The organism is Paraurantiacibacter namhicola (genome assembly GCF_001687545.1).
GTDB classification, from domain to species: domain Bacteria; phylum Pseudomonadota; class Alphaproteobacteria; order Sphingomonadales; family Sphingomonadaceae; genus Paraurantiacibacter; species Paraurantiacibacter namhicola.
The window spans coordinates 1,178,848-1,203,963 of record NZ_CP016545.1; the positions used below are offsets into that span (position 1 = coordinate 1,178,848).

A 25,116-nucleotide genomic window follows, 5' to 3' on the forward strand; every position below is an offset into this window, starting at 1 on the left:
ACACCCTAAATCGCCCCGCATGGCTATCCGTGAAATCCTTGAAGTGCCGGACCCCCGGCTGAAGACCGTGTCCACGCCCGTGACCGAGTTCGATGACGAACTGCGCACGCTGGTCGATGACATGTTCGAAACAATGTATGCCGCGCATGGCATTGGCCTGGCCGCGATCCAGGTTGGCGTGCCCAAGCGCGTGCTGGTGATCGACCTTCAGCCGGAAGACGAGGATGCCGAGCCGGAGGCGTGCGACCATGACGGCACGCACCACACGCACCAGCCCACGAAGAAAGAACCGCGCATCTTCATCAATCCCGAAATCCTGGACCCGAGCGAGGAGACGAAGGATTACCAGGAAGGCTGCCTTTCCGTGCCCGACATCTATGCCGATGTGGACCGCCCCGCGCGCTGCCGCGTGCGCTGGCAGGACCTGGACGGGAAGACTCACGAAGAGGTGATGGAAGGCCTGGATGCGGTGTGCATCCAGCACGAGATGGACCACCTGGAAGGCGTGCTGTTCATCGACCACCTCAGCCGCCTGAAGCGCAAGATGGTGCTGAAGAAGCTGGAGAAGCTGCGCAAGGTCGCCTGACCTGCCGATCTGGCAAAAGGAAAGGGCCGCTCCATCGGGGCGGCCCTTCCTGTTTCTGCTGTGCGGGAGAGGCGCGTCAGGCCGGCGCGGCCACCGCATGTCCGCGCACCTTGGGCACGGCGATGAAGGCTGCAAGGTACAGCACGCCGACGACGATCAGCAAATTGTTGTAGCCGGTGAACAGGGCGGCATATTCCAGGCAGCCGCCGAGGATCGTGCCCAGCAGGTTCACGGCAAAGGCGGAGCGCGTGTCACCGCTTTCGCGGAAGCGCTTGGAGAAGGCGACATTGGCGATGTAGATCGGCACGAAGGCGATCAGCGTCGCGGCCACAAGGCGCGGGATGTAAGGCATGGCCAGCAGCCATTCCTCCGGGATCGCCCATGCCGCCGCCAGCGATGCGGCAATCGCCACATACAGGAACTTCAGCGGCGGGGTCTTGAAACGGGCCGTGGTTTCCACCGCCGCCAGCACGCACAGCAGCACGCCGCCGAACACCAGGGCATTCACGAACCATGTCGTCCCGAACAGCAGGGCGAAGGTCGCGATGTTCTTGGCCTGCAGCAGCAGGAAGGCCGCGCCCATGAAGAACAGGTCCGCATAGGGGCGCATTTCCTTCATCGGGCCGCCCAGCGTGCGCACGGTGATGAAGGACGCCGCCAGGATCAGCGAAAGCGTGATGATGTACATCGGCGGGAAATTGTCGCCCTTGAAGTACACGAAGGGCGCATTGTCATTGGCCGGGACCATGTCCTCGGGCGCGCTGACAGGCTCCCACGTTGCGGCGCAGTTCTGGTCTGCTGCGGAATAACCAGCAGTGATCACCGCCTGCGCCCCGTCGAACGTATCGACACAGGGTGCGTGGCCGAACGCCGTGGCCGCGGTGTTGGCCAGCCGGTCGATCAGCCAGTCCTCGCGGTAGTAATTGTACATGGAGAAGGTGCCGCCCGGCTTCAGCCGGTCACGCACGGAAACCAGCGCCTCTTCGGTGAAGAGGAAACTTTCGAGGCGGATCTGCGAGGCGCCATTCACCAGCGTCAGGCTGTCCGGCAGGGCGAACAGGATGAAGTCGTACTTCTTATCCGTCCCTTCCAGGAAGGCGCGGCCATCGTCGATGTGACGGGTGACGCGCGGGTCCTGGTAAGGCCGGTCGACATTGCCGTCGATTCCGATCTGCATGATGCCCGGATCGATATCGACTGCATCCACGCTTCGCGCGCCGTTCTGCAGCGCAATCGCAAGGTCGGAGCCGGAACCCGCACCGATGATCAGCACATCGCCCAGTTCGCCCGGATTGCGGCGCAAGTAAGGCGCGAAATAGATCTTGTAATCCAGCGCGCGGCGAAGATCGGCAGGGGCCATCACCTGGTGCGGCACGCCATTGGCGCGGATCTGCAGCAGGCCTTCGGTCTTGTTCTCATTCTCCAGCGTCTGGATCTTGTAATACGGCGTCCAGCTGATGCTTTCATCGGTGCTTTCGTTAAACAGGATCACCAGCAGCGGGATGGCCCAGGCGATGCTGACCAGCCGGCGGCGTTTCTCGCTCAGCACAACGTACAAGGCGGCGGCGACCAGGCCCCACACCAGCGACGGCGCGTGCATGAAGGCGAGGACGGAAAAGGCCACGATGCCGGTCAGCGAACCGATCAGGTCCCAGCGATAAGCGCGCAGGGCGGGCAGCTTTGCAAAGCAGCGCCCGACCAGTTCAGCCGGTCCAGCCAGGATCACGGCCACCAGCAGGAAAATCAGCGGCAGCGCCAGCCAGGCCGGCGGGCCGCTCATTTCAAGCGCAGTGAAATAGATGATGTCCGCGCCTTCGCGCTGGATGCTCATCGGGTAACGGATCACCGCGATTGTCAGCAGGGTCAGCAGCGGCAGCGACCAGGGCCAGATGGACCAATCCTTGCGCGCAATCAGGAAACCGGCGCCGATGCCCAGGAAGCTTCCCAGCAGGACGAAATTGGAAAAATAGGACAGGTGGATGACGTTGGAGCCGAGCCAGCGGATCAGCGCCAGCTCCACGAACAACATCAGCGCCGCCGACAGGACGAGGCGCACGGCCACATTGCCGCTGTCTTCCTGTGCCGACTCCGGCGGCGCGCTCGCCTGCGCGATGCCGGCCCCGTCAATTGAACGGTCTTGTGCGATGTCCACTTGCATTTCCCCTGTAAACCACAGGGGGCCGCTTGTGGTGCAATATGGTTAATGACCGGCTAACGGCTGGCGGTCGTGCAAGGGGGCTTCAGGCGGCTTCCATCATTGCATCGTGCGCCTTGACCATGTCTTCAACCACTTCGCGGCACATCCGCTCGCAGCGGTTGCAATGCGGATTTTCATGCTTGGCGCATTCTTCCGCGCAGACCTTGCAGGCGATGATGACCGCTTCGGACAGCGACTTGATCACCGTGACATTGCCGTCGGTCCGGCGGCTAGCAATGCGGTAGAAGGCCGTGCAGGCGTCCGAGGCATCAGAACACAAGCGGATGCAGCGCCGCATGTCGCCGTCTTCGGCATTACAGGCATCGGCGCAGCTGTTCATGATGGCTGCGCCATACATGGCATGCTTGATCGCCTCGCCCAGCTGCTCGTTGTAATCGGCGCCCACCGCGGGATGGTCCTGGATCATTTCCTTGATCGACATTGCAAATCTCCTTTCCCCTCCCAGCGAGCCGGGTGGGGGATAGTTCCAAGGCGGGCTTGGCGCTCGCCGCCGTTCCAGCTATGTTCCGGCGATGGATACGACACTGCTGACCGTCATCGTCTTTGCTGCCGCGCTGCTGATCGGCGGCGCGCTGGGCTGGTTCGTGGGATCGCGCCCGGTGGCCGAACTGCGCGAGCGCCATGCCCGGCGGGACGAGGAGGCGCGGAGCGCGGAAGAACGCGTGGAGCGCATGGCGCCGGAGCTTGCCACCATGAGCGAGCGGGCCGCGCGGGCGGACGATCTGGCGCAGAAGCTGGACGCCGCGCGCGAGGAGCTGACCGGTCTTAAGGCGCAGGCTGCCGGCTTTGCCGAGCAGAAGCGCCTGCTGGAAGAAAGCCGCGAGAAGCTGCTGAAGGAATTCGAGAACACCGGCGCCGCCGTGCTGGGCAAGGCGCAGGAAGCGTTCCTCGCCCGCGCCAGCGAACGCTTCGGCCATTCGGAGAAGGCGAGTGCGGCCAAGCTGTCCGAATTGCTGAAACCCGTCGACGACAGGCTGAAGAAATACGAAGCGCAGGTCGAGCAGCTGGAGGCCAAGCGCGTCGATGCCTTTGGCCAGTTGACCGGCCTGATCGAGAACATGCAGCGCGGGCAGGAAGAGGTGCGGCGCGAGGCGCAGCGGCTCGGCAATTCGCTGACCAATGCCCCCAAGGCGCGCGGGCGCTGGGGGGAACGGGCGCTGCAGAACGTGCTGGAGCAGTGCGGCCTGTCCGAGCATACGGATTTCGACCTGGAGCAATCCGTCGACACCGAAGGCGGGCGGCTGCGGCCCGATGCCATCGTCCGTGTGCCGGGGCAGAAGAAGCTGGTGATCGACGCCAAGGTCTCGCTCAACGCCTACCAGGCTGCGTTCGAGGCGGACAATGACGATGACCGCGCGCGGCACATGGCACTGCACGCCAAGAGCATGCGGAACCACGTCCAGACGCTGGGCGCGAAAAGTTACCAGAGCCAGTTCGACGATGCGCCAGATTACGTGGTGATGTTCGTGCCGGGTGAGCACTTCGTCGCCGCCGCGCTGGAAGCCGATCCGGAGCTGTGGGATTTCGCCTTCAAGAATGGCGTGCTGCTGGCCACGCCCACCAACCTCGTCGCCATCGCGCGCACCGTGGCTCAGGTCTGGCGGCAGGACCGGATGGCAGCCGAAGCGCAGGAAATCGGCCGGATGGGCGCGGAGCTCTATGACCGCCTGCGTGTCGCCTCCGAACATATGAAGCGCGTGGGCGGCGGGCTGGAGACGGCGGTGGCCAATTACAACAAGTTCGTCGGCAGTTTCGAGCGCAATGTGCTGACCTCCGGTCGCCGCATGGCAGAGAAAGGGCTGGAGATCGGCAAGGAGATCGAGGACGTGCCGCTGGTGGAAGGCGCGCCGCGTTATACCGATGCGGATATTGCGGAACCGGACGAAAACCTGCTTATTGATCGCGACAAGCAAGAGGCGGCAGAATGACGATGCGTGTTGTGATGGGCGTGGCGGCGGCAGCGATGCTGCTGGCCGGATGCGAGCGGGCCGAAACCGCACCGGCCGAGGAAATCGGCAAGGTGGCCGAAGGCGTACTGGGCGAAGGCGAGGGCGAAGCCTCTCCCATGGCCGATGGCCCCTATGCCCCGCGCGACACCTGCGACCAGGTCGAAGGCAGCCGCGAATTCCGCGGCCGGCTGGAAAAAGCCGTGGCTGAGCGGGACGTTGCGGCCCTGCGCGCCATGGTGGCGGACGATATCCTGCTGGACTTCGGCGGCGGCATGGGCGCGGCCGAGCTGGAGACCCGGCTGGCCGATGACGACTGGGCACTATGGGAGGAACTGGACCAGCTGCTGAAACTGGGCTGTTCCGCCAACAAGCAGGGCGGCATCACCATCCCCTGGTACGCGGACCAGCAGATCGACGCGGTCGAGGCGGCCAATGGCGTGATTGTGACTGGCGAGAATGTGCCGATGCGCAATGCGCCTGCCGCGGACGGCGAGACGGTTGCGCTTGTTTCCTGGGATGTGGTCAGCCTGGCGGCCTTCGATGCCGATGCCGAATACCAGCGCGTCGTCGCGGTGGACGGCACCACGGGTTTCATCCGGACGGACATGCTGCGCAGCCTGCTCGATTACCGCGTCGTGGCTTCCCAGCGGAACGGCAAGTGGTCCGTTACCAGTTTCGTGGCGGGCGACTGACGGCTCAGGCGTCTAGCGCGGCGAGCACTTCGTAGGACAGGACGGCAGCGGCCATGGCGGCATTCAGGCTGTCCGCCCGCCCGCGCATCGGCATGGTCACGCGCAGGTCGCAAGCGGTCTCGTATTCTTCGGGCAGGCCCTGGCTCTCGTTACCGACCAGCACGAAGCAGGGCGCGGCATAGGGTGCGCCGCGATAGGGCACGGCGTCGCGCAGGCTCGCGGCGACGAGCTGGCCTTCTGCCCGCCGCAGCCACACCAGGAAATCGCCCCAGCGCGCCTGCGCCATTTGCTGCGTGAAGATCGCCCCCATGCTGGCGCGCACGGTCTCAACGCCGAAGGGGTCCGCACAATCGTCGATCAGGATCAGCCCGCCTGCGCCCACGGCATCGCCGGTGCGCAGCATGGTGCCGATATTGCCCGGATCGCGCAGCGCCTGCGCCACCAGCCAGATGCCGGAGCGGGAACGGTCGAGCGACGACAGCGAGGTATCGAATTCGTCGAAGACTCCCGCCACCGCCTGCGGATTGTCCTTGCCGGTAATCTTGGAAAGGATGTCGCGGCTGGTCTCGATCACCTCACCGCCGGCGGCAGAAACGGCCGCTTCCAGCTCGTCCAGCAGCGGGTGCGGATCGCGGCCAGTTGCCATCACCAGCTGGCGCGGCAAATGGCCGTTCTCACGCGCATCGGTCAGCAGGCGCAGCCCTTCGGCCAGGAATTGACCGGCGCGGCGGCGATGCTTCTTGTCGCGAAGCGCGCGGATGGCCTTTACGGTGGGGTTGGAAAATCCGGTGATGGTGCGGCGCATGGCGATCCTCGCCCCCGTCTTGTGTGCAGGCGGCCTCAGCTTTCGCCGAAGCCATCCTCGACCAGCGTGACCAGCTCGGCCAGGCGGGCTTCCTGCGCTTCGCCCTCGCAGCCGATCTCGATGGTGTCGCCCTTGGCGGCGCCCAGCATCATCAGGCCCAGGATGGAGGTGCCCAGCGCCTCGTTACCGTCCTTCGCCACGCGCACGGTGCAGCCGTCCATGGCGCTGGCGACGCCTACGAACTTGGCACTGGCCCGCGCATGCAGCCCGCGCTGGTTGACGATGGTGACTTGCTGCGAACACCCGGTCATCAGGCGTCCTGACCCAGGAATTCGGACGCGACGGTGATGTAATTGCGGCCCGCTTCTCGGCTGGCATGAGCAGCCTCTGCCAGGGGCAGTTCCTTGCGGGCATTCGCCAGGCGGATCAGCATGGGCAGGTTGATCCCGGCGATCACTTCCGTGCGGCCCTTCTCCAGCAGTGAGATCGCGAGATTGGACGGCGTGCCGCCGAACAGGTCCGTCAGCAGGACGGCTCCGGAGCCTGTATCCACCTTGTCGATCGACTTGCGGATCTGGGCGCGCTTAGCCTCCATGTCGTCGTCAGGCGCGATGCAGACGGTTGCGACCTGCTCCTGCGTGCCGACCACATGCTCCATTGCGGAGACGAATTCTTCGGCCAGGCGGCCATGGGTGACGAGTACGATGCCAATCATGGGATAATGGGCCGGTGCCTTAGCGGGCGGGCGGAAAAACCGCTGCGCGAATTGGGCGAAGGTCCGGCATGCTCACTTGCTCTCCATTTCCCCGCCGAGCGGGGATCCTTCAACGATCCCGGCGGCGCGGGATTCCAGATTGCGGTGGCGGACCGTGGGCGAAAAGCCAGCATCGCGCAAGGCCTTCGCAGCCTTCTCTGCGGTGTAGACGCTGCGATGTCTCCCGCCGGTACAGCCAAAGGCGATGGTGCAGTAGGATTTGCCCTGCGCGGCATAGCGCGGCAGCAGGTCCAGCAGCAGCGCTTCCATCCGCGCGAAATTGGGCCCGAAGCCGGGATCGCGCTCGATATGCTCGCCCACCTCCGCATCGCGCCCGGTCTTCTCGCGCAGGTCATCGACCCAATGCGGATTGTCCAAGAAGCGCATGTCGAACACCAGGTCCGCCGCCGCAGGCATGCCGCGCGCGAAGCCGAAGCTGGTGATTGTCACGGTCATCGGCTGCGGCGCGTCATCGCCGTGGATGCCGCGAATGTGGTTCTTCAGGTCATTGGTGGTGAACTTGGATGTATCCACCAGCACATCTGCCCAGCGGCGCAGCGGGGACAGCAGCTCGCGCTCTGCCGCAATGCCGTTTTCCACCGGGTTGTCATGCGCGAGCGGGTGGCGGCGGCGCGTTTCGTCGAACCGCAGGGCCAGTTCCACATCGTTGCAATCGAGGAACAGCGTGGAAAGCTCCACATCGCCGCGCTCGCTCAGCGTCTTGACCTGCTCGATGATCTCAACCGGCACGAAGCCGCGCGTGCGGCAGTCGAAGCCGATGGCCAGCGGATGGCTTTCCCCGTCGGGCGTCGCACCGTCATCGCCCACCAGTCGCTCCAGCAGGCGGATCGGGAAATTGTCGATCGTTTCCCAGCCAAGGTCTTCCAGCACTTTCAGCGCTGTCGTCTTGCCCGCACCCAGCATGCCGGTGACGAGCAGGACGCGTTTTTGAGAATCGTGGGCGTTCGGGGCCATGCGGCGATATGTGGGGGCGGGGCGGGTAAAAGGAAAGCCGCTTGGCGAAACGCGTCAGGGCAGGCCGTGCATGCGCAGCGCCCATTCGGCGCGCAGCGGCAGGTGCGGGGTTGCGGCGAAAAGGGCGATGTGAGGGATCTCGACGCCTTGCAGGCGGCGCATGCCAGCGCCATCGGGCAGGCGCGGCGCATCGTCCTGTAGGGTGACGACCAGGCTGACCGGGGCCTGGGTGACGGGCATCTCGATAATCCCGACGTTCCGGATCTCGAGCTTTCCCGCGATGTTGGGCGGAGGGCTGGCGAGCAGCGCGCCGTTTTCTGCGTCCACCGTCACGCCGTCATCGCCGACCAGCACCGCGCCGCGGTCTATCAAGGCGAGGGCGAGAGAGGACTTGCCGCTGCCGGGCGCGCCTTCGATCAGCAATCCGCGCCCCTCAATGGACACGCAGGTCACGTTTGCCAGCAGCGCGCTCACGCGGCGGGCAGGGTCAGGATCAGGCAGGCGCCCACTTCGCCATCGGGCCGGTCGTCTACTGCCAGCGAGCCTTCGTGCGCCTCTGCAATCGTGCGACCAATGGCGAGGCCCAGCCCACTGTGCGATCCGAAGGCCTCGTCCGGCGGGCGGCTGGAATGAAAGCGGCTGAAGACCTTCTCTCGCGCGGCCATCGGGATTCCGGGCCCCTGGTCGCAGACGGTGATCGTCACATCCTCCGCCGTGGCATCGACATGCACCTCGATCTCGCCGCCACCGGGAGAGAAGGACACGGCGTTGTCGAGCAGGTTTTCCAGCACGCGTTCCAGCCGCAGCGGCACGCCCAGCACGAGTGCAGAGCCGCCGCTGCGCGTGTGGCTGACGGCGCGTCCGGAATTCTCGCCGCGTGCCTCGCGCCGCTCGATCAGGTTTTCGACCAGTTCATTGATGTCCACGCTGACGAAGGTGGCACGGCTGATTTCCGCATCGATACGGCTGGCTTCGGAAATCTCGCTCACCAGCCGGTCAATCCGCCGCACATCGTGGGCTGCGACTTCGGTCAGCTGTGCGCGAAGGTCATCGTCCTTCACCTTTTGCAGCGATTCCACCGCGCTGCGCAGCGATGCGAGCGGGTTCTTGATTTCATGCGCCACGTCGGCGGCGAAATGCTCCACCGCGTCGATCCGCTGGCGCAGCGTCTCTGTCATGTCGGACACGGCGCGGGCCAGCAGGCCGATCTCGTCGCGCCGGTCCGGCAGGCGGGGGACTTCCACGTCGCGTTCGCGACCCTGCCGCACCCGGATGGCTGCACCCGCCAGGCTGCGCAGCGGCACGGCAATCGTGCGCGCCATGTACAGCGAAAGCAGGGTGGAGATCAGCAGCGCCAGCAGCACCGCAGAAAGCAGGGTGGAGCGCGCCTCGCGCACCTCGAAGGTGATGTCCTGCGCATTGCGCGTGGTCAGCAATGTGGCCCCGATAAGGCCCACGGGCGCTGCCGCGTTGATGACAGGGGTTCCGTCCGGCGCATCGCGCAGCTGGATCTGCGAGAGCCCTTCCTCACGCGCGCGCCGCAATTCCGGCCAGCCGTCGGCGGAAGTGTCCGCCGGCTCCACGTAATCGGGGATAGGGTCCGCGCCCACCACCCAGTCCACGGCGCGGTCCAGCCAGGTGGCAACTTCTTCGCCCCAGTCGTTGCGCTCCGGATCGTCGAAGGTGAAGGCGGGCGTATCGAGCTCGAAACTGTCGGCCCACAGATTGCCCTCGGCATCGTACATGCGCAGGCGCATGCGCTGTTCCTTGCCGATCTGGATCATCAGCGCTTCCTGCCGTTCGCGCGTGGCGCCGGCCAGCGCCTCGGCCGTGATCTGCGCTTCGATCCGGGCCAGCTTGTACCGCTCGTTCAGCAGCTGGGTGCGATAGGAATCGAGGTAGAACACGCCGCCGCCCAGCAGCAGCAGCGGCAGGATGTTCACCGCCAGGATGCGGCTGGTGATGGAAAAGCCGCGCAAATGGCCCAGCTTGCCGGCAAGGGGGTTTGCCAGCCTGCCCGCGCGCGTTCCGGCGGAAGGGTCCTCAGCCATCGGTGAAGCTGTATCCGGCGCCGTACAGCGTTTCGATCGCACCGAAGCTGTCGTCCACAGCGCGGAACTTGCGGCGCAGGCGCTTGATATGGCTGTCCACCGTGCGGTCATCCACGAAGACATCGTCCGGATAGGCTGCATCCATCAGCTGGTTGCGGCTCTTGATGACGCCGGGTCGCTGAGCCAGCGCCTCCAGGATCAGGAATTCGGTCACGGTCAGCGGCACATGCGTCCCGTCCCACGTCACGCGGTGACGCGCCGGGTCCATGGCCAGCCGCCCGCGCATGATGATGCCGCCTTCGCCATTCTCCGCCGCCACGGTGGGGGAGGGGCCGGTGCCTAGCGGAGAGCCGGTGCGGCGCAGGATGGCGCGGATGCGGGCCATCAGCAGGCGCTGGCTGAACGGCTTGGCGATGTAATCGTCTGCCCCCATGGCGAGGCCGGCGGCTTCGTCCTCCTCCTCGTCCTTGCTGGTCAGGAAGATAACCGGAAGGTCCGATTCCTCGCGCAGCTGGGCCAGCAGTTCCATCCCGTCCATCTTCGGCATCTTGATATCGAACACGGCCATGTCGGGCGGATTTTCGCGCAGCGCCTTCAGCGCAGTCTCACCATCGGAATAGACGCGCGTCAGGAAGCCTTCTTCCTGCAATGCGATGGACAGCGTCAGCAGGATGTTGCGGTCATCGTCCACCAGCGCGATAACGCGTTGCGGTTCGCGCAGGGATTCGGCCGGGGATGCTTGGGGTTCGCTCGACATTCGCAAGACCTATCCCCTCCGCCGCGCCAACGCAATTGCGCCAAAATTGACGTGCCGCGATGGCCTGCCTATAGGCTGCGGGAAAAGCCGTGCATTCGTATGCACGTTCCGCTGCGGCCATTGGTGACAGGCGCAGCGATCCTCGGAGGAAGACATGACGACGACGCTTGACCACTCGCTGGCGGACCAGGGCATTGCCACATCCGCGACCATCCACGCCAACCTGGGTACCGATGCGCTGGTGGACCACGCGCTGGCCAATGGCGAAGGCAAGCTGGCGAAGCACGGGCCGCTGGTGGTCGAAACCGGGCCGCACACCGGGCGCAGCGCGAATGACAAGTTCATCGTCCGCGATGGCGAGACGGAAGACACCGTGTGGTGGGGCAAGGTCAACAAGGACATGGCGCCCGAACACTTCGCCGCGCTGAAGGAAGACTTCATGGCCGCGCTGGGCCAGAAGGACACGCTGTATGTCGCGGACCTGTTCGGCGGCAGCCAGCCGGAGCACCGCGTCAATGTGCGGGTCATCAACGAACTGGCCTGGCACAACCTTTTCATCCGCACGCTGCTTTGCCGCCCCGAAGCGCATGAGCTGGAAGGCTTCGCGCCGGAATACACCATCATCGACCTGCCCAGCTTCCGCGCCGACCCTGCGCGCCATGGTTGCCGCAGCGAGACCGTGGTGGCCGTGAACCTGGCCGAGAAGCTGATCCTGATCGGCGGCACGAAATATGCCGGCGAGATGAAGAAGAGCGTCTTCGGTATCCTGAATTACCTGTTGCCGCCCAAGGGCGTGATGCCGATGCATTGCAGCGCCAATATCGGCCCCGATGGCAAGACTGCGGTGTTCTTCGGCCTGTCCGGTACGGGCAAGACGACGCTGTCCGCCGATGCCAGCCGCACGCTGATCGGCGATGACGAGCATGGCTGGTCCGACACGGCAGTCTTCAATTTCGAGGGCGGCTGCTATGCCAAGATGATCCGGCTGGACCCGGAAGCCGAACCGGAAATCTTCGCCACGACCAGGATGCACGGCACCGTGCTGGAAAACGTGGTGATGGACGCCGATGGCGAGATCGATCTTGACGACAATTCGCTCGCCGAGAATACGCGCGGTGCCTATCCGCTCAGCTCCATTCCGAACACCAGCGAAGACAATATGGGCCCGCCGCCCAGCAACGTCATCATGCTGACGGCCGATGCCTTCGGCGTGCTGCCCCCGATCGCGCGGCTGACGCCGGACCAGGCGATGTATCACTTCCTGTCGGGCTACACCGCCAAGGTCGCCGGCACGGAAATCGGCGTGACCGAACCGGAAGCGACCTTCTCCACATGCTTCGGCGCGCCCTTCATGCCGCGCCATCCGAGCGTCTACGGCAACCTTTTGAAGAAGCGGATTGCCGACGGCGGCGTGCAGTGCTGGCTGGTCAACACCGGCTGGACTGGCGGCAAGTATGGCGACGGGCACCGCATGCCGATCAAGGCCACGCGCGCGCTGCTGAATGCGGCGCTGGATGGCGATCTGGCCGATGTGGAGTTCCGCAAGGACCCCAATTTCGGTTTCGAAGTCCCCGTCCGCGTACCCGCGCTGGAAGCGGCCGGCGTGGACCAGCACATCCTCGACCCGCGCAGCACCTGGGCGGACAAGGATGCCTATGACGCGACCGCGCATAAGCTGGTGCAGCTGTTCGTGGACAATTTCGCGCAGTTCGAAGCGCATGTGGACGAAGGCGTCCGGCAGGCAGCGCCCACCAGCGCCTGAGGCCGGGGCGGGGCGATTTTTAGGGCAGCCTCAGCCGCCGTATAGCGCGTTGGAGACGGCCTGTTCGGCCAGTCGCAAGGCCTTGTGCACCCGGTTCGCCGGGAAGGCAGGCGTCTCGCTGCCTTCCGGTGGGACGTCCGGCGCATGCTGGGCGTAGGTCACGGCTTCGACCGCCGGATTGTCGCGCACGGCTTCACAGAATTTCTCGAACCGGCGGCAGAGCAGGGGGTTGATCCGGTTCTTGCTGCGCGAGACCAGCTCGAAACTGTGCGAGACGAGGGTGATATCCTTGTGCTCGCTCGCCGCTGCGTAGGCCAGCATGGCCTTCAGCTCGTGTATGCCCAGCGCGGTGAACTGGCCGTGGCGCAGGCCGCTTTCCTCGCAGCCGATGGCACTCACGGGGATTTCCACCACGCCCTCGCGCTGCAGCGGGCTGCGATGTTGCGGCCCCAGATCGATGGCGCAGGCACCGCCCGCAATGGCAGGCGCGTGGCTGCTGTCATGGGTGAAGCCGAGCTGGGCGAGCGCCCGCAGCGTATCGTCATTCGCGCCGTAATTGCCCGCCCGGAATACTTTGGGGCGCGGTGCACCCGCAGCCTCCAGCACATCCCGGCCATAGGACAGCAGCGCGCACTGCTCTTCCTGGCTGTAATCCTTCATGTTCGGGCCGCGGTCCGGCACGATGGCCGCATCGCCCGCCAGCGCCAGCCATTCGGTGTGCATGTGCAATTGCACCTCGTGCCCGCGCGTCACGATGGGCTCCACGATATCGGCGATGGCCCCCGTGCCCCACAGCATGGCGGGCATGGGATCGACAAAGAACACGGCCTTCATGCCGCAGCGGTCGAACACATCCATCTGGTAGAAGATGCCCGCCTCGCCATCGCTCATCCGGCAGGCCACGGCGCGGTCGAAATTCGCAGCGCGTGAATCCCGGCCATGCTTCGCGGTGAAGCCGGATTCGTATTCCGTATCGATGGTGAAATATAGACGGGCCATGATCGGCGTCGCGCGCGGCGCGGCGGCTCCTGCGGTTGCGATTGGCATAACGGAACGGTTTTACCGGATTGGCCGTTAACATTTCGCAAGCAAAGGCCCACACTGCGGTTCGCGACTCGCACAACATGGAGACAGGACGATGGGACTTTTCGACAGCATACTGGGCCAGGTCCAGGGCAACCCGACCGTGACGAACATGGCGGAAAAGCTGGGCATCGATCCCGACATGGCCGCCAAGGCCGTCGCCGCACTGGGCGAAGCGCATACCGATCCGGGCGACACGATCAGCGTCGCTGCGGAAAAGACCGGAATGGATGCCGGCACGCTTGAGAAAATCCGCGAACAGATCGGCGGCGAAGGCAGCCTGGCGAAGTTCGCCAGCATGCTGGACCGCGATGGAGACGGAAATCCGCTGAACGATATCGCCGGTTTCGCCAGCGGCCTGTTCGGGAAGAAGTAGGATGAACCTTTCGCAGGTCCTGCAGCAATCCGGCGTCATCGAAAGCATGGCGCGTGAACTCAACATCGACGAACAGACCGCGCGCATGGGCGCTGGCGCACTGCTGCCGGCAATCGTGGCCGGCATGGGCCGACAGACCACCAGCGCTCCCGGCGCAGGCGGACTGGGCGGCCTTGGAGAGATCCTGGGCGGCGCTCTGGGCGGTACACAGCCCTCCGGCGGCGGTTTGGGCGGTGCGCTCGGCGGCGGTCTGGGCGGCGGCTTGGGCGGCATCCTGCTGGACGCCGTGCTGAAGAAAGACCCTACGCCCACTTCGCCAGGCAACGATATCCTCGGCCAGATCTTCGGCAGCAAGGATGTCAGCCGCGGCGTGGCGGAAGAGGTTGCCGGCTCGACCGGCATCAGCAGCGACATCCTGAAAAAGATGCTGCCGATCCTGGCCATGGCCGTGATCGGTTACATGATGAAGGAAAAGCAGGGCAGCGGTGCCGCGCCGCAGGGCGGAGCCCTGGGCGGCGCGCTTGGCGGTATCCTCGGCCAGGTCGTGACCGGCATGATGAAACGCTAGGGACTGGCGCCCGCGACTACTGCGCCATCCAGTCCTTCCGCTCCAGCAGGTCTAGCAGCCCCAGCGGCTCCCAGCCCTTGCTGGCGCGGTAGCGGTTCACCATCGGCACGTAATATTGCAGCATCACGAAGCCCGTGTTGCTGATGAATTGCTCGCCCACCGGCCCGTCCATCAGCCCGCGCTCGCGCAGGTCTTTCAATTGCCACAGGTAATTGGTGTAGAACTCCTGCCGGAACAGGTTGATCGCGGGCCAGTGCTTTTCCTGAACCTTTGCCATCCGCTCGCCTGCGCGCAGCTGCGGCGTGGAATAGAGCCGGTATAGCGGCGCCGCGTCCGGTCCCAGTGCCGGGACGAGGGCGCTGTAGACTTTTCCGGGATCGTAATAGCGTTTGCCCTGAACCTTCAGCTTCGTGGCCGCAAGCTCGTCCATCGGCACGGTCTCGTGCAGCGCCAGCAGACGCACGGTGTAGCGCCAATTCGTGCCTGTCCGCTCGCTCTTGTAGTAATCGGGCGTCGGCGGGTGGCATTCGGTTCGGGTCAGCGCCGCGCCCCAGGGATTGGGATTGATAACCGGCACGGTGAAGCATCGCTCCGGCTCGCCCTCGACGCGCACGCGCCGGGTCAGCGGAACCTTTTCGCGGTCGACCACAGCGAAGCCGCTGTAACCGCCGGTAATCGCCAGGTGGGAAGCCAGTCCCATCACCAGGCTGTCGCGGCCGTGAAGTTTCGTCAGCGGACCCTCGTTCAGCTCCAGCCGCATGACGTCGTCCGACAGCGAGAGATCTTCCAGCGCGGGGTAATAGAAGCTGAGGTCGACCTTGCCCCAATCGTGCCACTGCGTGCCGTCTTGCGTGGCAAGAGCCGGGCTGGGCGCGGCCACGCCTGCCAGCAGCAGGAGCGCGGCAGCAAGGCCAGCGAACATGCGGGTGAAAAGACTGGTGATGTGGCGGTTCAGCATGGTGCGACTCCTGAAAACCGCGATCAGGTTACGCCTCGCGCCGGTATTGTCAAAACCGCTCACTCGGCGCCGGGCTCGGCCTCATGGCCGCGCGCCGCATCGACATATTCCCAGATCCGGCTGACCACGACGGAGCCTTCGCCAACGGCGCTGGCCACGCGCTTGACCGATCCGGCTCGCACGTCGCCCACCGCGTAAATGCCATCGCAGCTTGTCTCGTAAGGTGTTTCGCGGCCCACAGCGGCGCCCGTCTTCACGAAACCGCGCTCGTCCACCTCCGCCATGCCGGACAGCCAGCCCGTGTTGGGCGCAGCGCCGATCATGATGAACAGCGCGCGGCTGTCGATCCGCTTGGGACCGTCCGGCCCCTCGATCGTCACTGCCTCCAGACGCCCTTCGCCATGCAGCTGCGTGACCGTGGTTTGGTAATGGATGGTGATGCGATCATCCGCCTCCAGCCGGCGTGAGAGGTAGCTGGACATGGATGCGGCCAGGCTGTCCCCGCGCACGACCAGATGGACGTGTTTCGCCGCGCGGCTGATGTGCATGGCGGCCTGCCCGGCAGAATTGCCGCCGCCGACCACCACGGCTTCCGTGCCCCGGCAGTATCGGGCTTCCATCTCCGTGGCGGCGTAGAATATACCGCTGCCTTCCATCTCCTCCAGCCCGTCCAGCGGTAGGCGGCGGTATTGTACGCCGGTGCCCACCAGCACGGCGCGGGCGCATACCTCGTCGCCATCGTCCAGCGTGGCGCAAAAGGCGCCGTCGTCGCGGTGGCGCAGGCCCGATACGCGGCGCGGCATGGCAAAGCGGGTGCCGAACTTCATCGCCTGGATCTGTCCGCGATAGACCAGGTCCGTGCCGGAAATGCCGGTGGGGAAGCCCATGTAATTCTCGATCCGGCTGCTGGTCCCGGCCTGTCCGCCGATCGCGGTATCTTCCACCGCCAGCGCGCACAGCCCCTCGCTTCCGGCATAGACCGATGCGGCAACGCCCGCGGGGCCAGCGCCCACGATCAGCAGGTCATATAGCGTCTCGCGGCAGACATCCATGTCGAGGCCGAGATGGCGGGCCAGCGCGCGCGGGCTGGGGTGTTCCAGCACCTCGTTTTGGCCCACGATGACCGACGGTTCGTGCCCCGACAGATCGCAGACCTGCAGCGTCTCCTCATCGCCGGCATCCATGTCGAAGGCCTGGAAGGGGATGCGGTTGCGGCTGAGGAAGCTGGCGCATGCCTGGACCTTGGGGTCGCGGTCCGCGCCGATCACCTTCACTGCGCTGTTGTTCGCCTCGAACTGCCGCCGCCGCCGGGCGGCAAACACGTTAATCACATGGTCGGACAGCTCCGGCACGCGCGACATCAGGTCCAGCATCGGCTGGCGGGCGACTTCCAGCGTGCGGGTGGGCCGGGCCGCGCGCATCGGCAGGAACCACGATCCGGCATTGAGGAAGGCGATCTCGCCCATGAACTGCGTGGGGCCGAGCGATGCGTCCAGCAGCCGCTCCCCCGAATAGGGATCCACCACCTCGATCTCGCCGTCCAGCACATAGACGAAGCGGTCCATCGGCTCGCCCACTTCAGCCACCGTCTCGCCCGCGGCATATTCGCGCTCTTCGCCCAGGTCGCGCAGCAGTGCCACATGCTCGTCGTCCAGCGGCACGCGCTGCATCGTGCGCAGGTCTTCGGCGAGGGATTCCATGTCTCGTCAGTCTCCGGGGCTGGTAGGGGCGCCCAGTCTAGGCGATCCACCGCGCGCCGTCACCAACGCATCCGAATGCATGGCGGCGCGGATTGACTCTGGGAGTTACCAGCGCGATTGTGAACGTTCACAATTTCGTCACCCGGGGAGTTTCGACATGATGCGCATTTCCAGCCTGCTTGCGGCCACCGCTCTGCTTGCCGCCTGCGGCGGCGATACATCCCCGCCGAAATCCGCCGGTTCTGGTGGCCCCGGGCCCGGACCGGCTGCGGGCATGCCGCAATATGACCCGATCCCCTTCGCCGACCCCGCAGGCACGCTGGAGCTGGTGTGGTCGGACGAGTTTGATGCAGGCACGCTCGATCGCAGCATCTGGAATGTGGAAGGGCCGCGCTTCTTCGTGAACAACGAACAGCAGGCTTATATCGACCGCGCAGACGTGATCTCCTTCGCCAATCCCGATGGCGCGGAAGGCGGCGCGCTGGTGCTGAAGCCGGTGTGGGAGCCGGGCTATACCACGCCGACGGGCCGCAAGGTCGATTTCGTGTCCGGCCGCATCGACACGGCGAACAAGTATGACGTGACTTACGGCAAGGTCTCCGCCCGCCTGCGCATGCCCGATGCGGTGGGCGTCTGGCCCGCCTTCTGGATGCTCGGTTACGGCCAGTGGCCCGACAGCGGCGAGACCGACATCATGGAATATGTCGGCGATCCCAGCTGGACCAATGCCGCCATGCATGGCCCCGGCTATTCCGGCGAAACGCCGATCATCAAGCGGTACTATTTCCCTGAAGGGCAGGATGTGACCGGCTGGCACACCTATTCGGTGGAGCGCACCCCGGACGGGCTGATTTTTGCCGTTGACGACATCGAATATTACCGCGTCAGCAAGGCCGATATCGAACGCTATGGTGAGTGGCGCTTTGACCGGCCGCAGAACATCATCCTGAACTTCGCCATGGGCGGGATCTACCCGGCCAAGGTCAACTTCATCGAGAAGCCGTATTACGGCATCCCGGCCGAGACGGTCGAGCGCGTGAAGGCGGGCGAGCTGTTCATGGAAGTGGACTGGGTGCGGGTGTACCAGCGCAAGTAAGGCGCGGCCCTATCCGCGCGCAGTGGCGATGTAGCGGCTGACGTTGTTGGCCATCACGTCCAGCGGGGCATTGCCGCCCAGCACGACCGCGTCGTTGAAGGCCTTGAAGTCGTAGGCCTCGCCCATCTCCGTCTCTGCGCGGGCGCGCTGCCGCACGATTTCGCTGTGGCCCAGCTTGTACCCGGTCGCCTGGCCGGGCCAGCTGCAATAACGATCCACCTCGCTCTCGACCTCCTGCCGTTTGGAGCCATTGCGGGTGACGAAGAAGTCGACCGCCTTGTCGCGGCTCCACTGTTTGGAGTGCAGGCCAGTGTCTACGACCATGCGGCAGGCGCGGAAGGCAAGGGACTGGAGGTAGCCCAGCCGGCCAACCTCGAAATCGTCATAAGCGCCCAGCTCGTCCGCCAGCTGTTCGGCGTACAGCGCCCAGCCTTCGGAAAAGGCGTTGAAGGCGAGGATGGAGCGGATCAGCGGCAGGCGGTTGGAATATTCGCCTTCCCACACATGGCCGGGGATTGTCTCGTGATAGGTCAGGTCCGCCAGGTCGTATTTGCGGTGCAGATCCGTGGTGCGCAGATTGATCCACATGCGGCCGGGTATGGTGCCGTCCTTGCTGCCCGCGCCGCCATAGGCGCCCGGCGCGCCGGGTTCTTCGGCCAGCGGCAGGCGGCGAACTTCCAGGTTCGGGTCCACCAGCGTGTTGAAGGCGCGCGGCATCTGCGCCTTGATCCAGCCGATGCGGTCTTTGATGAAGGTCATGATCTCCGCGCGGCCGGGATCGCCCTCGGCAAATTTGTAGCGCGGATCGGCGGACAGGGCCTGCATCCGTTCGCCCACCGTGCCGCTGGTATAGCCGATGCGGCGCAGGATCGGGTCCATGCGGCCGTGCAGCTCTTCCAGTTCCTCCAGCCCCTGCCGGTGGACGTCGTCGGCGGAAAGGCTGGTGGTGGTGCTGCTGCGAAGTGCCCAGGCATACCATTCATCGCCCTTCGGCCGGGCGGACATGCCGGGGGCGGAGCCGGCCACGCGGGCCTGCTCGCGCAGTTCCGCCAGCTGCCGCTGCAGCGCCGGCACCACGCCCGCCTGCACGATGCGATAGGCATTGGTTGGCCATTGGCGGGATCCGGGAATGTTGACCTCGCGCAAGGGGCTGACCAGCGAACCCGATTTGTCGCGCGCGTCCGCAATGGTCGCTTCCATCTGCCCGATGGCCTTCTTCAGCAGGAAGTCCGGCGGCGTTACGCCCATGCCGCGCGCGGCGCGCATGCGGCCCAGTTCGCCATCTAGGACGGAGGGCAATTGCTGCAAGCGGTCGAGGTAATAGGCGGCATCGCGCTCGTCTTTCAGCGGATGCGTGGAGGAGAGGAAGCGCGGCATGTCGAGATAGGTCCCGACATTCTGGATCACGACATAGGGCGCGGTGCGCCAGCTGCCGACCGGTATATCGCCATAGGGCAGGGCCATGCCCGCCAGCGCGGTGTCGTAAGCGCTTTCCACCACTTCATAGCTGGTGCGCGTGTCCGCATCGAAACCGCTGGTGTCGATGGCGCGGATATAGGTCAGGTCTTCGCGCATGGTGGCGGCGAAGGCGTCCTGCCCTTCCTGCGACTGGTCCTCCAGCCGCCCACGCATCCAGGCATAGCGCCCGGTATCCACGCCAAGGCCGGTCGCCCGTTCCGGCTCATGCGCCAACAGGCGGTGGGCGATCACATCCAGCACGCCCTGCGGATCGATCTGCGCTGCGCTGGCGGGCGGCAATGCGGGCGGGGCCGAGGCGGCAAGTGGCGGCGAGGCCAGAGCCGGCCCGGCAGCCGTCAGGGCCGTGGTCGCGGCAAGGCCGCCAAGGGCCTGGCGGCGGGAGATTTGCGGTGCGGAAAGCGGATATGAAAAAGCCATGCGGCAGGGTCTGGACCCCGCCGCATGGCCTGTCAATTCACGCGAAAGCTGCGCGTTATCAGTCGGTCATGGATGCCGGGACACGGCCGCCATTCTTGGCGATTTCCTGCATCGTGGCCTTGTGCAGCCAGATGTTGTCTTCCGCGCTGCCGGAATAATCCGTGCGGCCCAGTTCCTGCGCCAGTTCCTTGCGGTTCTCATAGCTGGAATCGATTCCGACCAGCTTCATCAGGTCGACGATGCTGGTGCGCCAGTTCAGCTTGTCTGCGCCGTCCATGCCGCTCAGCTTGGTTTCGACGTCGACATTCTGCACGGCGCGAACGCTGCCATCCTGGTTGATGGCGCGGCCTGTACGCGGGTCCACGCTGGGCGTGGGCGACGGGTTGGGCGCTGTGTCCTGTGCCTTGGCTTCCTTGCCGAAGATCGCATCCTTGATCGAACTGAAAATTCCCATGTGTTCCTCCTTGTTTCATGTGACCAACGCACTGCGCTGCGCATCGTTTCGTATAGAGGAAATTTAAGCTAGGGCCGCAAGCATGGACCTTATCCTCTCGCTCGTCATGCTGGCCGCAATCGTCCTGGTAGTCGGGGCCGTGTGGCTGTGGCGGCGCGATCCCGCCGATGGCCGCGCGCGCAAGCAGGCGCTGCTGATGCTGGTGCTGGCGGGCGTGATGGCTGCGAACCTTGCCGTCTGGCTGATCCCCGACAAAAACGGCGCGGACCTGCAGGACCGCGCCGCCGAATTGTCCGAGTAATCCTGCACCCCTATTTCGGAATACGCCAGGTGACGGTGCCGGTGAAATTGCCGCTCACCTTCGCGCCGGTATTGTCGATCGCCGCGTTGAAACGGGCGCGCCTTTCGATGGCCTTGCACGTCGCGCGGTCAAGCCCCGGATGGCCGCTGGAACGGGTGATGCTGCAATTGCCTACGCGCCCATCGCGCGTCACGGACAGCGAATAGCGCGCCGTCCCCTCATTCCCTTCGCGCAGGTCGCGTGAGGGGTAGTCGTTGGTCGTCACCCAGCCGGCCTGGTCATTCAGGGGTTTGGCCGCCACCGGCGCGAAGCTGGGCTGCGGCTTTGGCTCCGGCCGTGCGGGCGGGATCGGCGGCCCCGGATCGGGCAGGGGGATCGGCGTCACATCGCGCGGTGTCACATCCGCCGGGTCGAAGATGTCGCTGTCCATCGGATTGGGATTGGGCAGTGGAATGGGCGGGACGGGCACCACCACTTCGGGCGAGGTCGGCGTGTCGGGCTTCGGCTCGACGAGCTCGTCTTTCGGCGGCGGGGGCGGGGGAGGTGGCAGGACCAAAACCCCGTCCGGGTTTTCGTCGATCACCTGTTCGATAACCTCCATCGCGAGGCCGCTCACCACTGCGTAACCAAGCGCTGCATGAATGGCGATTACCGCCACCGCCGCCGTGGTCCGCCGCGAATTGTCCTGTTGCTGGTCGATATAAGCCATCTGTATCTCTCCCGGTCTGCGCCTCGCACACCCGCTTCAGCGCGAGCTGTGATACAGTGTAACATTACATATAGCAGCGACAGATGCAAGGAGGGCGCGCCCTGCCTGCCGCAAGACGCGCCCCAATGCGCTGCAATTGCTGGCTAAATCAGCGGATTTCGCAGGCCGGATCGAGCCGGAAGTCGAGATATTTGTCAACCGATCCCATCAGCTCTTCCTGCTCGTTTTCGAAGAAGTGGTTGGCACGCGGGATTTCGTCATGGTGGATCGTGATGTGCTTCTGCGTGCGCAGCTTGTCGACCAGCTTCTGCGTGGCGGAGGGCTGCACGACCGTGTCGGCCAGGCCCTGGATGAAGATGCCGCTGGCCGGGCAGGGTGCCAGGAAGCTGAAATCATACATGTTGGCGGGCGGCGCAATGGAGATGAAGCCCCGGATTTCCGGGCGGCGCATCAGCAGCTGCATGCCAATCAGCGCGCCGAAGCTTACGCCTGCGACCCATGTCGTTTGCGCTTCTTCATGGATGCTCTGCACCCAGTCCAGCGCGGCGGCGGCATCGGACAGCTCGCCAATGCCATTGTCGAAGCTGCCCTGGCTGCGGCCCACGCCGCGAAAGTTGAAGCGCAGCGTTGCGAAACCGCGATCGACGAAGGTCTTGTACAGCCGCTGCACGATCCGGTCGTTCATCGTGCCGCCGCCCTGGCTGTGCGGGTGCAGGATCATGGCGACGGGCGCGCGGGGGCGCTTTGCGGGGGCGAAACGACCTTCGAGGCGGCCTTCGGGGCCGGGAAAGATGACGGAGGGCATGGGCGCTGTGCTCTGTACTAGATGTGGTGCCGGGGCCGCGGCGCATGTCGGAATGCACGCGGGAGGTGGGCGCTATATAGTGCGAAACTTGCATTTCGCAATTCTCCCGCGCAGGCACGGCTCATGCCGCAAGAGCCTGCCAGCCGCATCTACCTCGATCACGCCGCCACCAGCCCGCTGCGCCCCGAAGCGCGCGCCGCGATGGAGGAGGGGTTTCGGATCTGGGCCAACCCCAGCAGCCCCCACGCCGAAGGCCGCGCGGCGAGGCGCGCGCTGGAGGATGCCCGCGAGCGGGTGAAAGCGGTGCTAGGCTGGGACGGGGAGGTGATATTCACCAGCGGGGCGAGTGAGGCGGCGGCGCTGGCTTTGGGGCAGGCCAAGGCCGGTGCGCGGCTGGTCAGCGCGGTAGAGCACGACTGCATCCTGCAGGCGGCGCCCGATGCGGAGCGGCTGCGCGTGGGCGCGGACGGCACGCTCGATATTGAAAACCTGCGCGAGGCGGTGCAGCGGGAGCGCCCGCTGGTGGCCGTGCAGCAGGTCAATTCGGAAACCGGGGCGGTGCAGGATCTTGCCAGCGTTGCGGCCGTGGTCGGCGAGGCTGGCGGCCTTCTGCTGGCCGATTGCGCGCAAGCTGCGGGCAAGCTGGCCACGCCGCCTTGTGACATGGCCATGGTCTCCGCCCACAAGTTTGGCGGCCCGATCGGCATCGGCGCATTGCTGGTGAAGGATTACGCCATGCTTGAAGCAAGCGGCGGGCACGAGCGTGGTTACCGCCGCGGGACGGAAAACCTGCCGGGCGTATTAGGCATGGTTGCCGCGCTTGAGGCTGGCGCGTCACGGCCCTGGCTGGGCGAAGGTGTGGAAGCGGCGATTGCGTCGCTGGCTGTCAGCGTCCGGGAAGCGGGCGGCACTTGGCTCTCCGACCGGCTGGCTAACAGCTGCGGCTACATACAATCCATCGCCATGCCCGGCATGAGCGCGCAGGCACAGGTCATGCGCTTCGACATGGCGGGTTTCGCGGTTTCGCAGGGCAGCGCGTGCTCCAGCGGGACGATGAAGACCAGCCACGTGCTGGACGCCATCGGTGTTGAGCCGGACGTGGCGGCGAACACCATCCGCGCCAGCTTCGGCTGGACCACGACGCCCGCGGATGTGGAACGGTTCCGCGCTGCATGGCTTGAGATGAACACATGATCTACCTCGATTACCAGTCCACCACCCCGCTCGCACCCGAAGCGCGCGATGCCATGCTGCAATGGCTCGACACCAGCGAGGGCAGCGGATTCGGCAATCCGCATTCGCCGCACCGCATGGGCCGTCAGGCGGGCGCGGCGATCGACCTTGCTCGCGAGCAGGTCGGCGCGCTGCTGCCGGCGGGCGGGCGGGTGATCTTCACCGGCAATGCGTGCGAGGCGATCAACCTGGCCATGCGCGGCACGGCGCAGCATCGGGGCGCACAAGGCGGTGCGGTGAGCGTCTCCGCCATCGAGCATGCGGCGGTGTGGGACACGGCGGAGGCCATTGGAAAGCGTCACGTCCTGAACGTCGCCACCAATGGGCAGTGCAACACCAACCAGGATTTGCCGCAGGACACGCGGCTCGTCTGCGTGATGCAGGTGAATAACGAGATCGGCACGATCCAGCCCACGGTCGAATGGCATCGCAAGGCGAAGGAGAACAACGCGCTGTTCCTGTGCGATGCGGTGCAAAGCTACGGCAAGATGGAGGTGACGGGGGCGGACATGATCGCCATCTCCGCGCACAAGATCCACGGCCCCAAGGGCATCGGCGCGCTGTGGGTGCGCGACGGGATCGAGCTCGATCCGCAGATCACCGGCGGCCTGCAGGAACTTGGCCTGCGCTCCGGCACGCTCAGCCCGGCGCTGTGCGCTGCATTTGGCGCGGCCGCGGTGGTCGCGAAGGACCGGATGGAACAGGACCATGAGCATGCCGAGGAGCTGTGGACGCTGGCGCGCGACATGTTCGCGGACAATTGGGCGCTCAATGGCGATGAGGACACGCGCTGGCACGGCAACCTCAATGTCCGGCGCAAGGGGCTGGATGTGGCCCGGCTGATGAGCGAGTGCCGCAATGTAATGTTCTCCGCTGGCAGCGCCTGCGCCAGCGGATCGGGCAAGACCAGCCATGTGCTCAAAGCCATCGGTCTTTCCGACAAGGCGGCGAAAAGCTCCATCCGCGTGGGCTGGGGGCGCTACACTTCGCGCGAGGATGTGGAACAGGGCATCGGCGCAATCCTGAAGGCGGCAAACTCGCAATGAGCATCACCGTGCATTTCACCAGCCGCGATGGCGACCGTCACACCGCCATAGCGGAGCCCGGCGACAATCTGCTGCGCGTGGCACAGGCTGCCGGCATGCCGCTGGAGGGCACGTGCGAGGGGCAGATGGCATGCTCCACCTGCCATGTGGTCGTCGCCGCCGAATGGTTCGACAGACTGGCGGAGCCGAGCGAGGAGGAGGAGGACATGCTGGACCTGGCCGCCAATGTCCGGCGCACCAGCCGCCTGTCCTGCCAGGTCGACCTGACGCCGGAGTTGGACGGGCTGGAGGTGGAAATCCCCGCCGAAAGCCACGACGCGCGGCTGTTCTGACGGGGATTCT

General features: G+C 65.4%; 27 protein-coding genes. 11 read left to right on the forward strand and 16 right to left on the reverse strand.

Translation table 11 applies throughout. The features are described from left to right. Positions 1-19 precede the first annotated feature (19 nt). Positions 20-586, forward strand: coding sequence for a peptide deformylase (gene def / locus A6F65_RS05705; RefSeq protein WP_067786721.1), 567 nt, complete (start codon positions 20-22; stop codon positions 584-586). Positions 587-662: 76 nt separating this feature from the next. On the opposite strand, the gene A6F65_RS05710 is transcribed toward def, so the two are convergent. Together A6F65_RS05710 and A6F65_RS05715 are read right to left on the reverse strand one after the other, a co-directional pair. Further along, the gene (locus A6F65_RS05710) at positions 663-2,738 is read right to left on the reverse strand and encodes a spermine/spermidine synthase domain-containing protein (protein ID WP_237164898.1); all 2,076 of its coding nucleotides are present in this window, start codon (positions 2,736-2,738) and stop codon (positions 663-665) included. A gap of 88 nt (positions 2,739-2,826) precedes the next feature. After that, positions 2,827-3,225: a four-helix bundle copper-binding protein gene (locus A6F65_RS05715; RefSeq protein WP_067786723.1), complete on the reverse strand. Its 399-nt coding sequence runs from the start codon at positions 3,223-3,225 to the stop codon at positions 2,827-2,829. A gap of 91 nt (positions 3,226-3,316) precedes the next feature. Here A6F65_RS05715 and A6F65_RS05720 point away from each other — a divergent pair, with 91 nt between their 5' ends. Both A6F65_RS05720 and A6F65_RS05725 read left to right on the forward strand, forming a co-directional pair. After that, positions 3,317-4,732, forward strand: coding sequence for a DNA recombination protein RmuC (locus tag A6F65_RS05720; protein ID WP_067786725.1), 1,416 nt, complete (start codon positions 3,317-3,319; stop codon positions 4,730-4,732). After that, positions 4,729-5,445, forward strand: a complete 717-nt coding sequence (locus tag A6F65_RS05725) for a hypothetical protein (protein ID WP_067786727.1) — start codon at positions 4,729-4,731, stop codon at positions 5,443-5,445. The genes A6F65_RS05720 and A6F65_RS05725 overlap by 4 nt, the downstream gene beginning before the upstream one ends. 4 nt (positions 5,446-5,449) lie before the next feature. On the opposite strand, the gene A6F65_RS05730 is transcribed toward A6F65_RS05725, so the two are convergent. From A6F65_RS05730 to A6F65_RS05760, 7 genes are all read right to left on the reverse strand, one after another. Further along, positions 5,450-6,250: a TrmH family RNA methyltransferase gene (locus A6F65_RS05730; RefSeq protein WP_205631905.1), complete on the reverse strand. Its 801-nt coding sequence runs from the start codon at positions 6,248-6,250 to the stop codon at positions 5,450-5,452. A gap of 35 nt (positions 6,251-6,285) precedes the next feature. Then, positions 6,286-6,561, reverse strand: a complete 276-nt coding sequence (locus tag A6F65_RS05735) for an HPr family phosphocarrier protein (protein ID WP_067786730.1) — start codon at positions 6,559-6,561, stop codon at positions 6,286-6,288. Next, the gene (locus A6F65_RS05740) at positions 6,561-6,965 is read right to left on the reverse strand and encodes a PTS sugar transporter subunit IIA (protein ID WP_067786732.1); all 405 of its coding nucleotides are present in this window, start codon (positions 6,963-6,965) and stop codon (positions 6,561-6,563) included. Before A6F65_RS05740 ends, A6F65_RS05735 begins: the two co-directional genes overlap by 1 nt. 72 nt (positions 6,966-7,037) lie before the next feature. Continuing rightward, entirely contained in the window at positions 7,038-7,979 is a 942-nt protein-coding gene (rapZ, locus tag A6F65_RS05745; protein ID WP_067786734.1) for an RNase adapter RapZ, read from the reverse strand. 54 nt (positions 7,980-8,033) lie between these two features. Next, on the reverse strand, positions 8,034-8,453 hold the full coding sequence (locus tag A6F65_RS05750) for an HPr kinase/phosphorylase (protein ID WP_067786736.1): 420 nt from the start codon (positions 8,451-8,453) through the stop codon (positions 8,034-8,036). Continuing rightward, positions 8,450-10,030, reverse strand: a complete 1,581-nt coding sequence (locus A6F65_RS05755) for a sensor histidine kinase (RefSeq protein ID WP_067786738.1) — start codon at positions 10,028-10,030, stop codon at positions 8,450-8,452. Before A6F65_RS05755 ends, A6F65_RS05750 begins: the two co-directional genes overlap by 4 nt. Then, complete coding sequence (locus A6F65_RS05760) at positions 10,023-10,787, reverse strand: response regulator transcription factor (protein ID WP_067786740.1); 765 nt, start codon at positions 10,785-10,787, stop codon at positions 10,023-10,025. The genes A6F65_RS05755 and A6F65_RS05760 overlap by 8 nt, the downstream gene beginning before the upstream one ends. A 154-nt stretch (positions 10,788-10,941) precedes the next feature. On the opposite strand from A6F65_RS05760, the gene A6F65_RS05765 reads away from it, so the two are divergent. Continuing rightward, complete coding sequence (locus A6F65_RS05765) at positions 10,942-12,549, forward strand: phosphoenolpyruvate carboxykinase (RefSeq protein WP_067786742.1); 1,608 nt, start codon at positions 10,942-10,944, stop codon at positions 12,547-12,549. 30 nt (positions 12,550-12,579) lie between these two features. Here A6F65_RS05765 and A6F65_RS05770 read toward each other — a convergent pair whose 3' ends face one another. Continuing rightward, a complete protein-coding gene (locus A6F65_RS05770) occupies positions 12,580-13,548 on the reverse strand; it encodes a polysaccharide deacetylase family protein (protein ID WP_067790173.1) in 969 nt (322 codons plus the stop codon). 139 nt (positions 13,549-13,687) lie between these two features. Between A6F65_RS05770 and A6F65_RS05775 the strand changes: the two genes are divergently transcribed. Then, positions 13,688-14,008 carry a hypothetical protein gene (locus A6F65_RS05775; RefSeq protein WP_067786744.1) on the forward strand — a complete coding sequence of 107 codons (321 nt, stop codon included), beginning with the start codon at positions 13,688-13,690 and terminating at the stop codon, positions 14,006-14,008. Between the two features lies 1 nt (position 14,009). After that, positions 14,010-14,576, forward strand: coding sequence for a DUF937 domain-containing protein (locus A6F65_RS05780; RefSeq protein WP_067786746.1), 567 nt, complete (start codon positions 14,010-14,012; stop codon positions 14,574-14,576). A 16-nt stretch (positions 14,577-14,592) separates the two neighbouring features. On the opposite strand, the gene A6F65_RS05785 is transcribed toward A6F65_RS05780, so the two are convergent. Both A6F65_RS05785 and A6F65_RS05790 read right to left on the reverse strand, forming a co-directional pair. Continuing rightward, on the reverse strand, positions 14,593-15,534 hold the full coding sequence (locus tag A6F65_RS05785) for a hypothetical protein (RefSeq protein ID WP_067786748.1): 942 nt from the start codon (positions 15,532-15,534) through the stop codon (positions 14,593-14,595). A 59-nt stretch (positions 15,535-15,593) separates the two neighbouring features. Next, the gene (locus tag A6F65_RS05790; protein WP_067786750.1) at positions 15,594-17,234 is read right to left on the reverse strand and encodes an FAD-dependent oxidoreductase; all 1,641 of its coding nucleotides are present in this window, start codon (positions 17,232-17,234) and stop codon (positions 15,594-15,596) included. A gap of 157 nt (positions 17,235-17,391) precedes the next feature. Between A6F65_RS05790 and A6F65_RS05795 the strand changes: the two genes are divergently transcribed. Continuing rightward, the gene (locus A6F65_RS05795) at positions 17,392-18,330 is read left to right on the forward strand and encodes a glycoside hydrolase family 16 protein (protein ID WP_237164899.1); all 939 of its coding nucleotides are present in this window, start codon (positions 17,392-17,394) and stop codon (positions 18,328-18,330) included. 9 nt (positions 18,331-18,339) lie between these two features. Here A6F65_RS05795 and A6F65_RS05800 read toward each other — a convergent pair whose 3' ends face one another. After that, positions 18,340-20,226 (reverse strand): DUF885 domain-containing protein, encoded by a 1,887-nt coding sequence (locus A6F65_RS05800; protein WP_067786752.1) that lies wholly within the window; start codon positions 20,224-20,226, stop codon positions 18,340-18,342. A 58-nt stretch (positions 20,227-20,284) separates the two neighbouring features. Continuing rightward, positions 20,285-20,680, reverse strand: a complete 396-nt coding sequence (locus A6F65_RS05805) for a DUF3597 domain-containing protein (RefSeq protein WP_067786754.1) — start codon at positions 20,678-20,680, stop codon at positions 20,285-20,287. 82 nt (positions 20,681-20,762) lie between these two features. Here A6F65_RS05805 and A6F65_RS05810 point away from each other — a divergent pair, with 82 nt between their 5' ends. Continuing rightward, positions 20,763-20,981 (forward strand): hypothetical protein, encoded by a 219-nt coding sequence (locus tag A6F65_RS05810; RefSeq protein ID WP_067786756.1) that lies wholly within the window; start codon positions 20,763-20,765, stop codon positions 20,979-20,981. Between the two features lie 10 nt (positions 20,982-20,991). Here A6F65_RS05810 and A6F65_RS05815 read toward each other — a convergent pair whose 3' ends face one another. Continuing rightward, entirely contained in the window at positions 20,992-21,690 is a 699-nt protein-coding gene (locus tag A6F65_RS05815) for an energy transducer TonB (protein WP_067786758.1), read from the reverse strand. A gap of 148 nt (positions 21,691-21,838) precedes the next feature. Continuing rightward, complete coding sequence (locus tag A6F65_RS05820) at positions 21,839-22,495, reverse strand: alpha/beta hydrolase (protein WP_067786760.1); 657 nt, start codon at positions 22,493-22,495, stop codon at positions 21,839-21,841. Between the two features lie 123 nt (positions 22,496-22,618). On the opposite strand from A6F65_RS05820, the gene A6F65_RS05825 reads away from it, so the two are divergent. Genes A6F65_RS05825 through A6F65_RS05835 form a run of 3 tightly spaced genes read left to right on the forward strand, consistent with a single transcriptional unit; the run spans position 22,619 to position 25,106 of the window. Continuing rightward, positions 22,619-23,689, forward strand: a complete 1,071-nt coding sequence (locus tag A6F65_RS05825) for a cysteine desulfurase family protein (protein WP_067786762.1) — start codon at positions 22,619-22,621, stop codon at positions 23,687-23,689. Further along, positions 23,686-24,774 carry a cysteine desulfurase family protein gene (locus A6F65_RS05830; protein ID WP_067786764.1) on the forward strand — a complete coding sequence of 363 codons (1,089 nt, stop codon included), beginning with the start codon at positions 23,686-23,688 and terminating at the stop codon, positions 24,772-24,774. Before A6F65_RS05825 ends, A6F65_RS05830 begins: the two co-directional genes overlap by 4 nt. Next, positions 24,771-25,106 carry a 2Fe-2S iron-sulfur cluster-binding protein gene (locus A6F65_RS05835; protein WP_067786766.1) on the forward strand — a complete coding sequence of 112 codons (336 nt, stop codon included), beginning with the start codon at positions 24,771-24,773 and terminating at the stop codon, positions 25,104-25,106. Before A6F65_RS05830 ends, A6F65_RS05835 begins: the two co-directional genes overlap by 4 nt. Positions 25,107-25,116 lie beyond the last annotated feature (10 nt).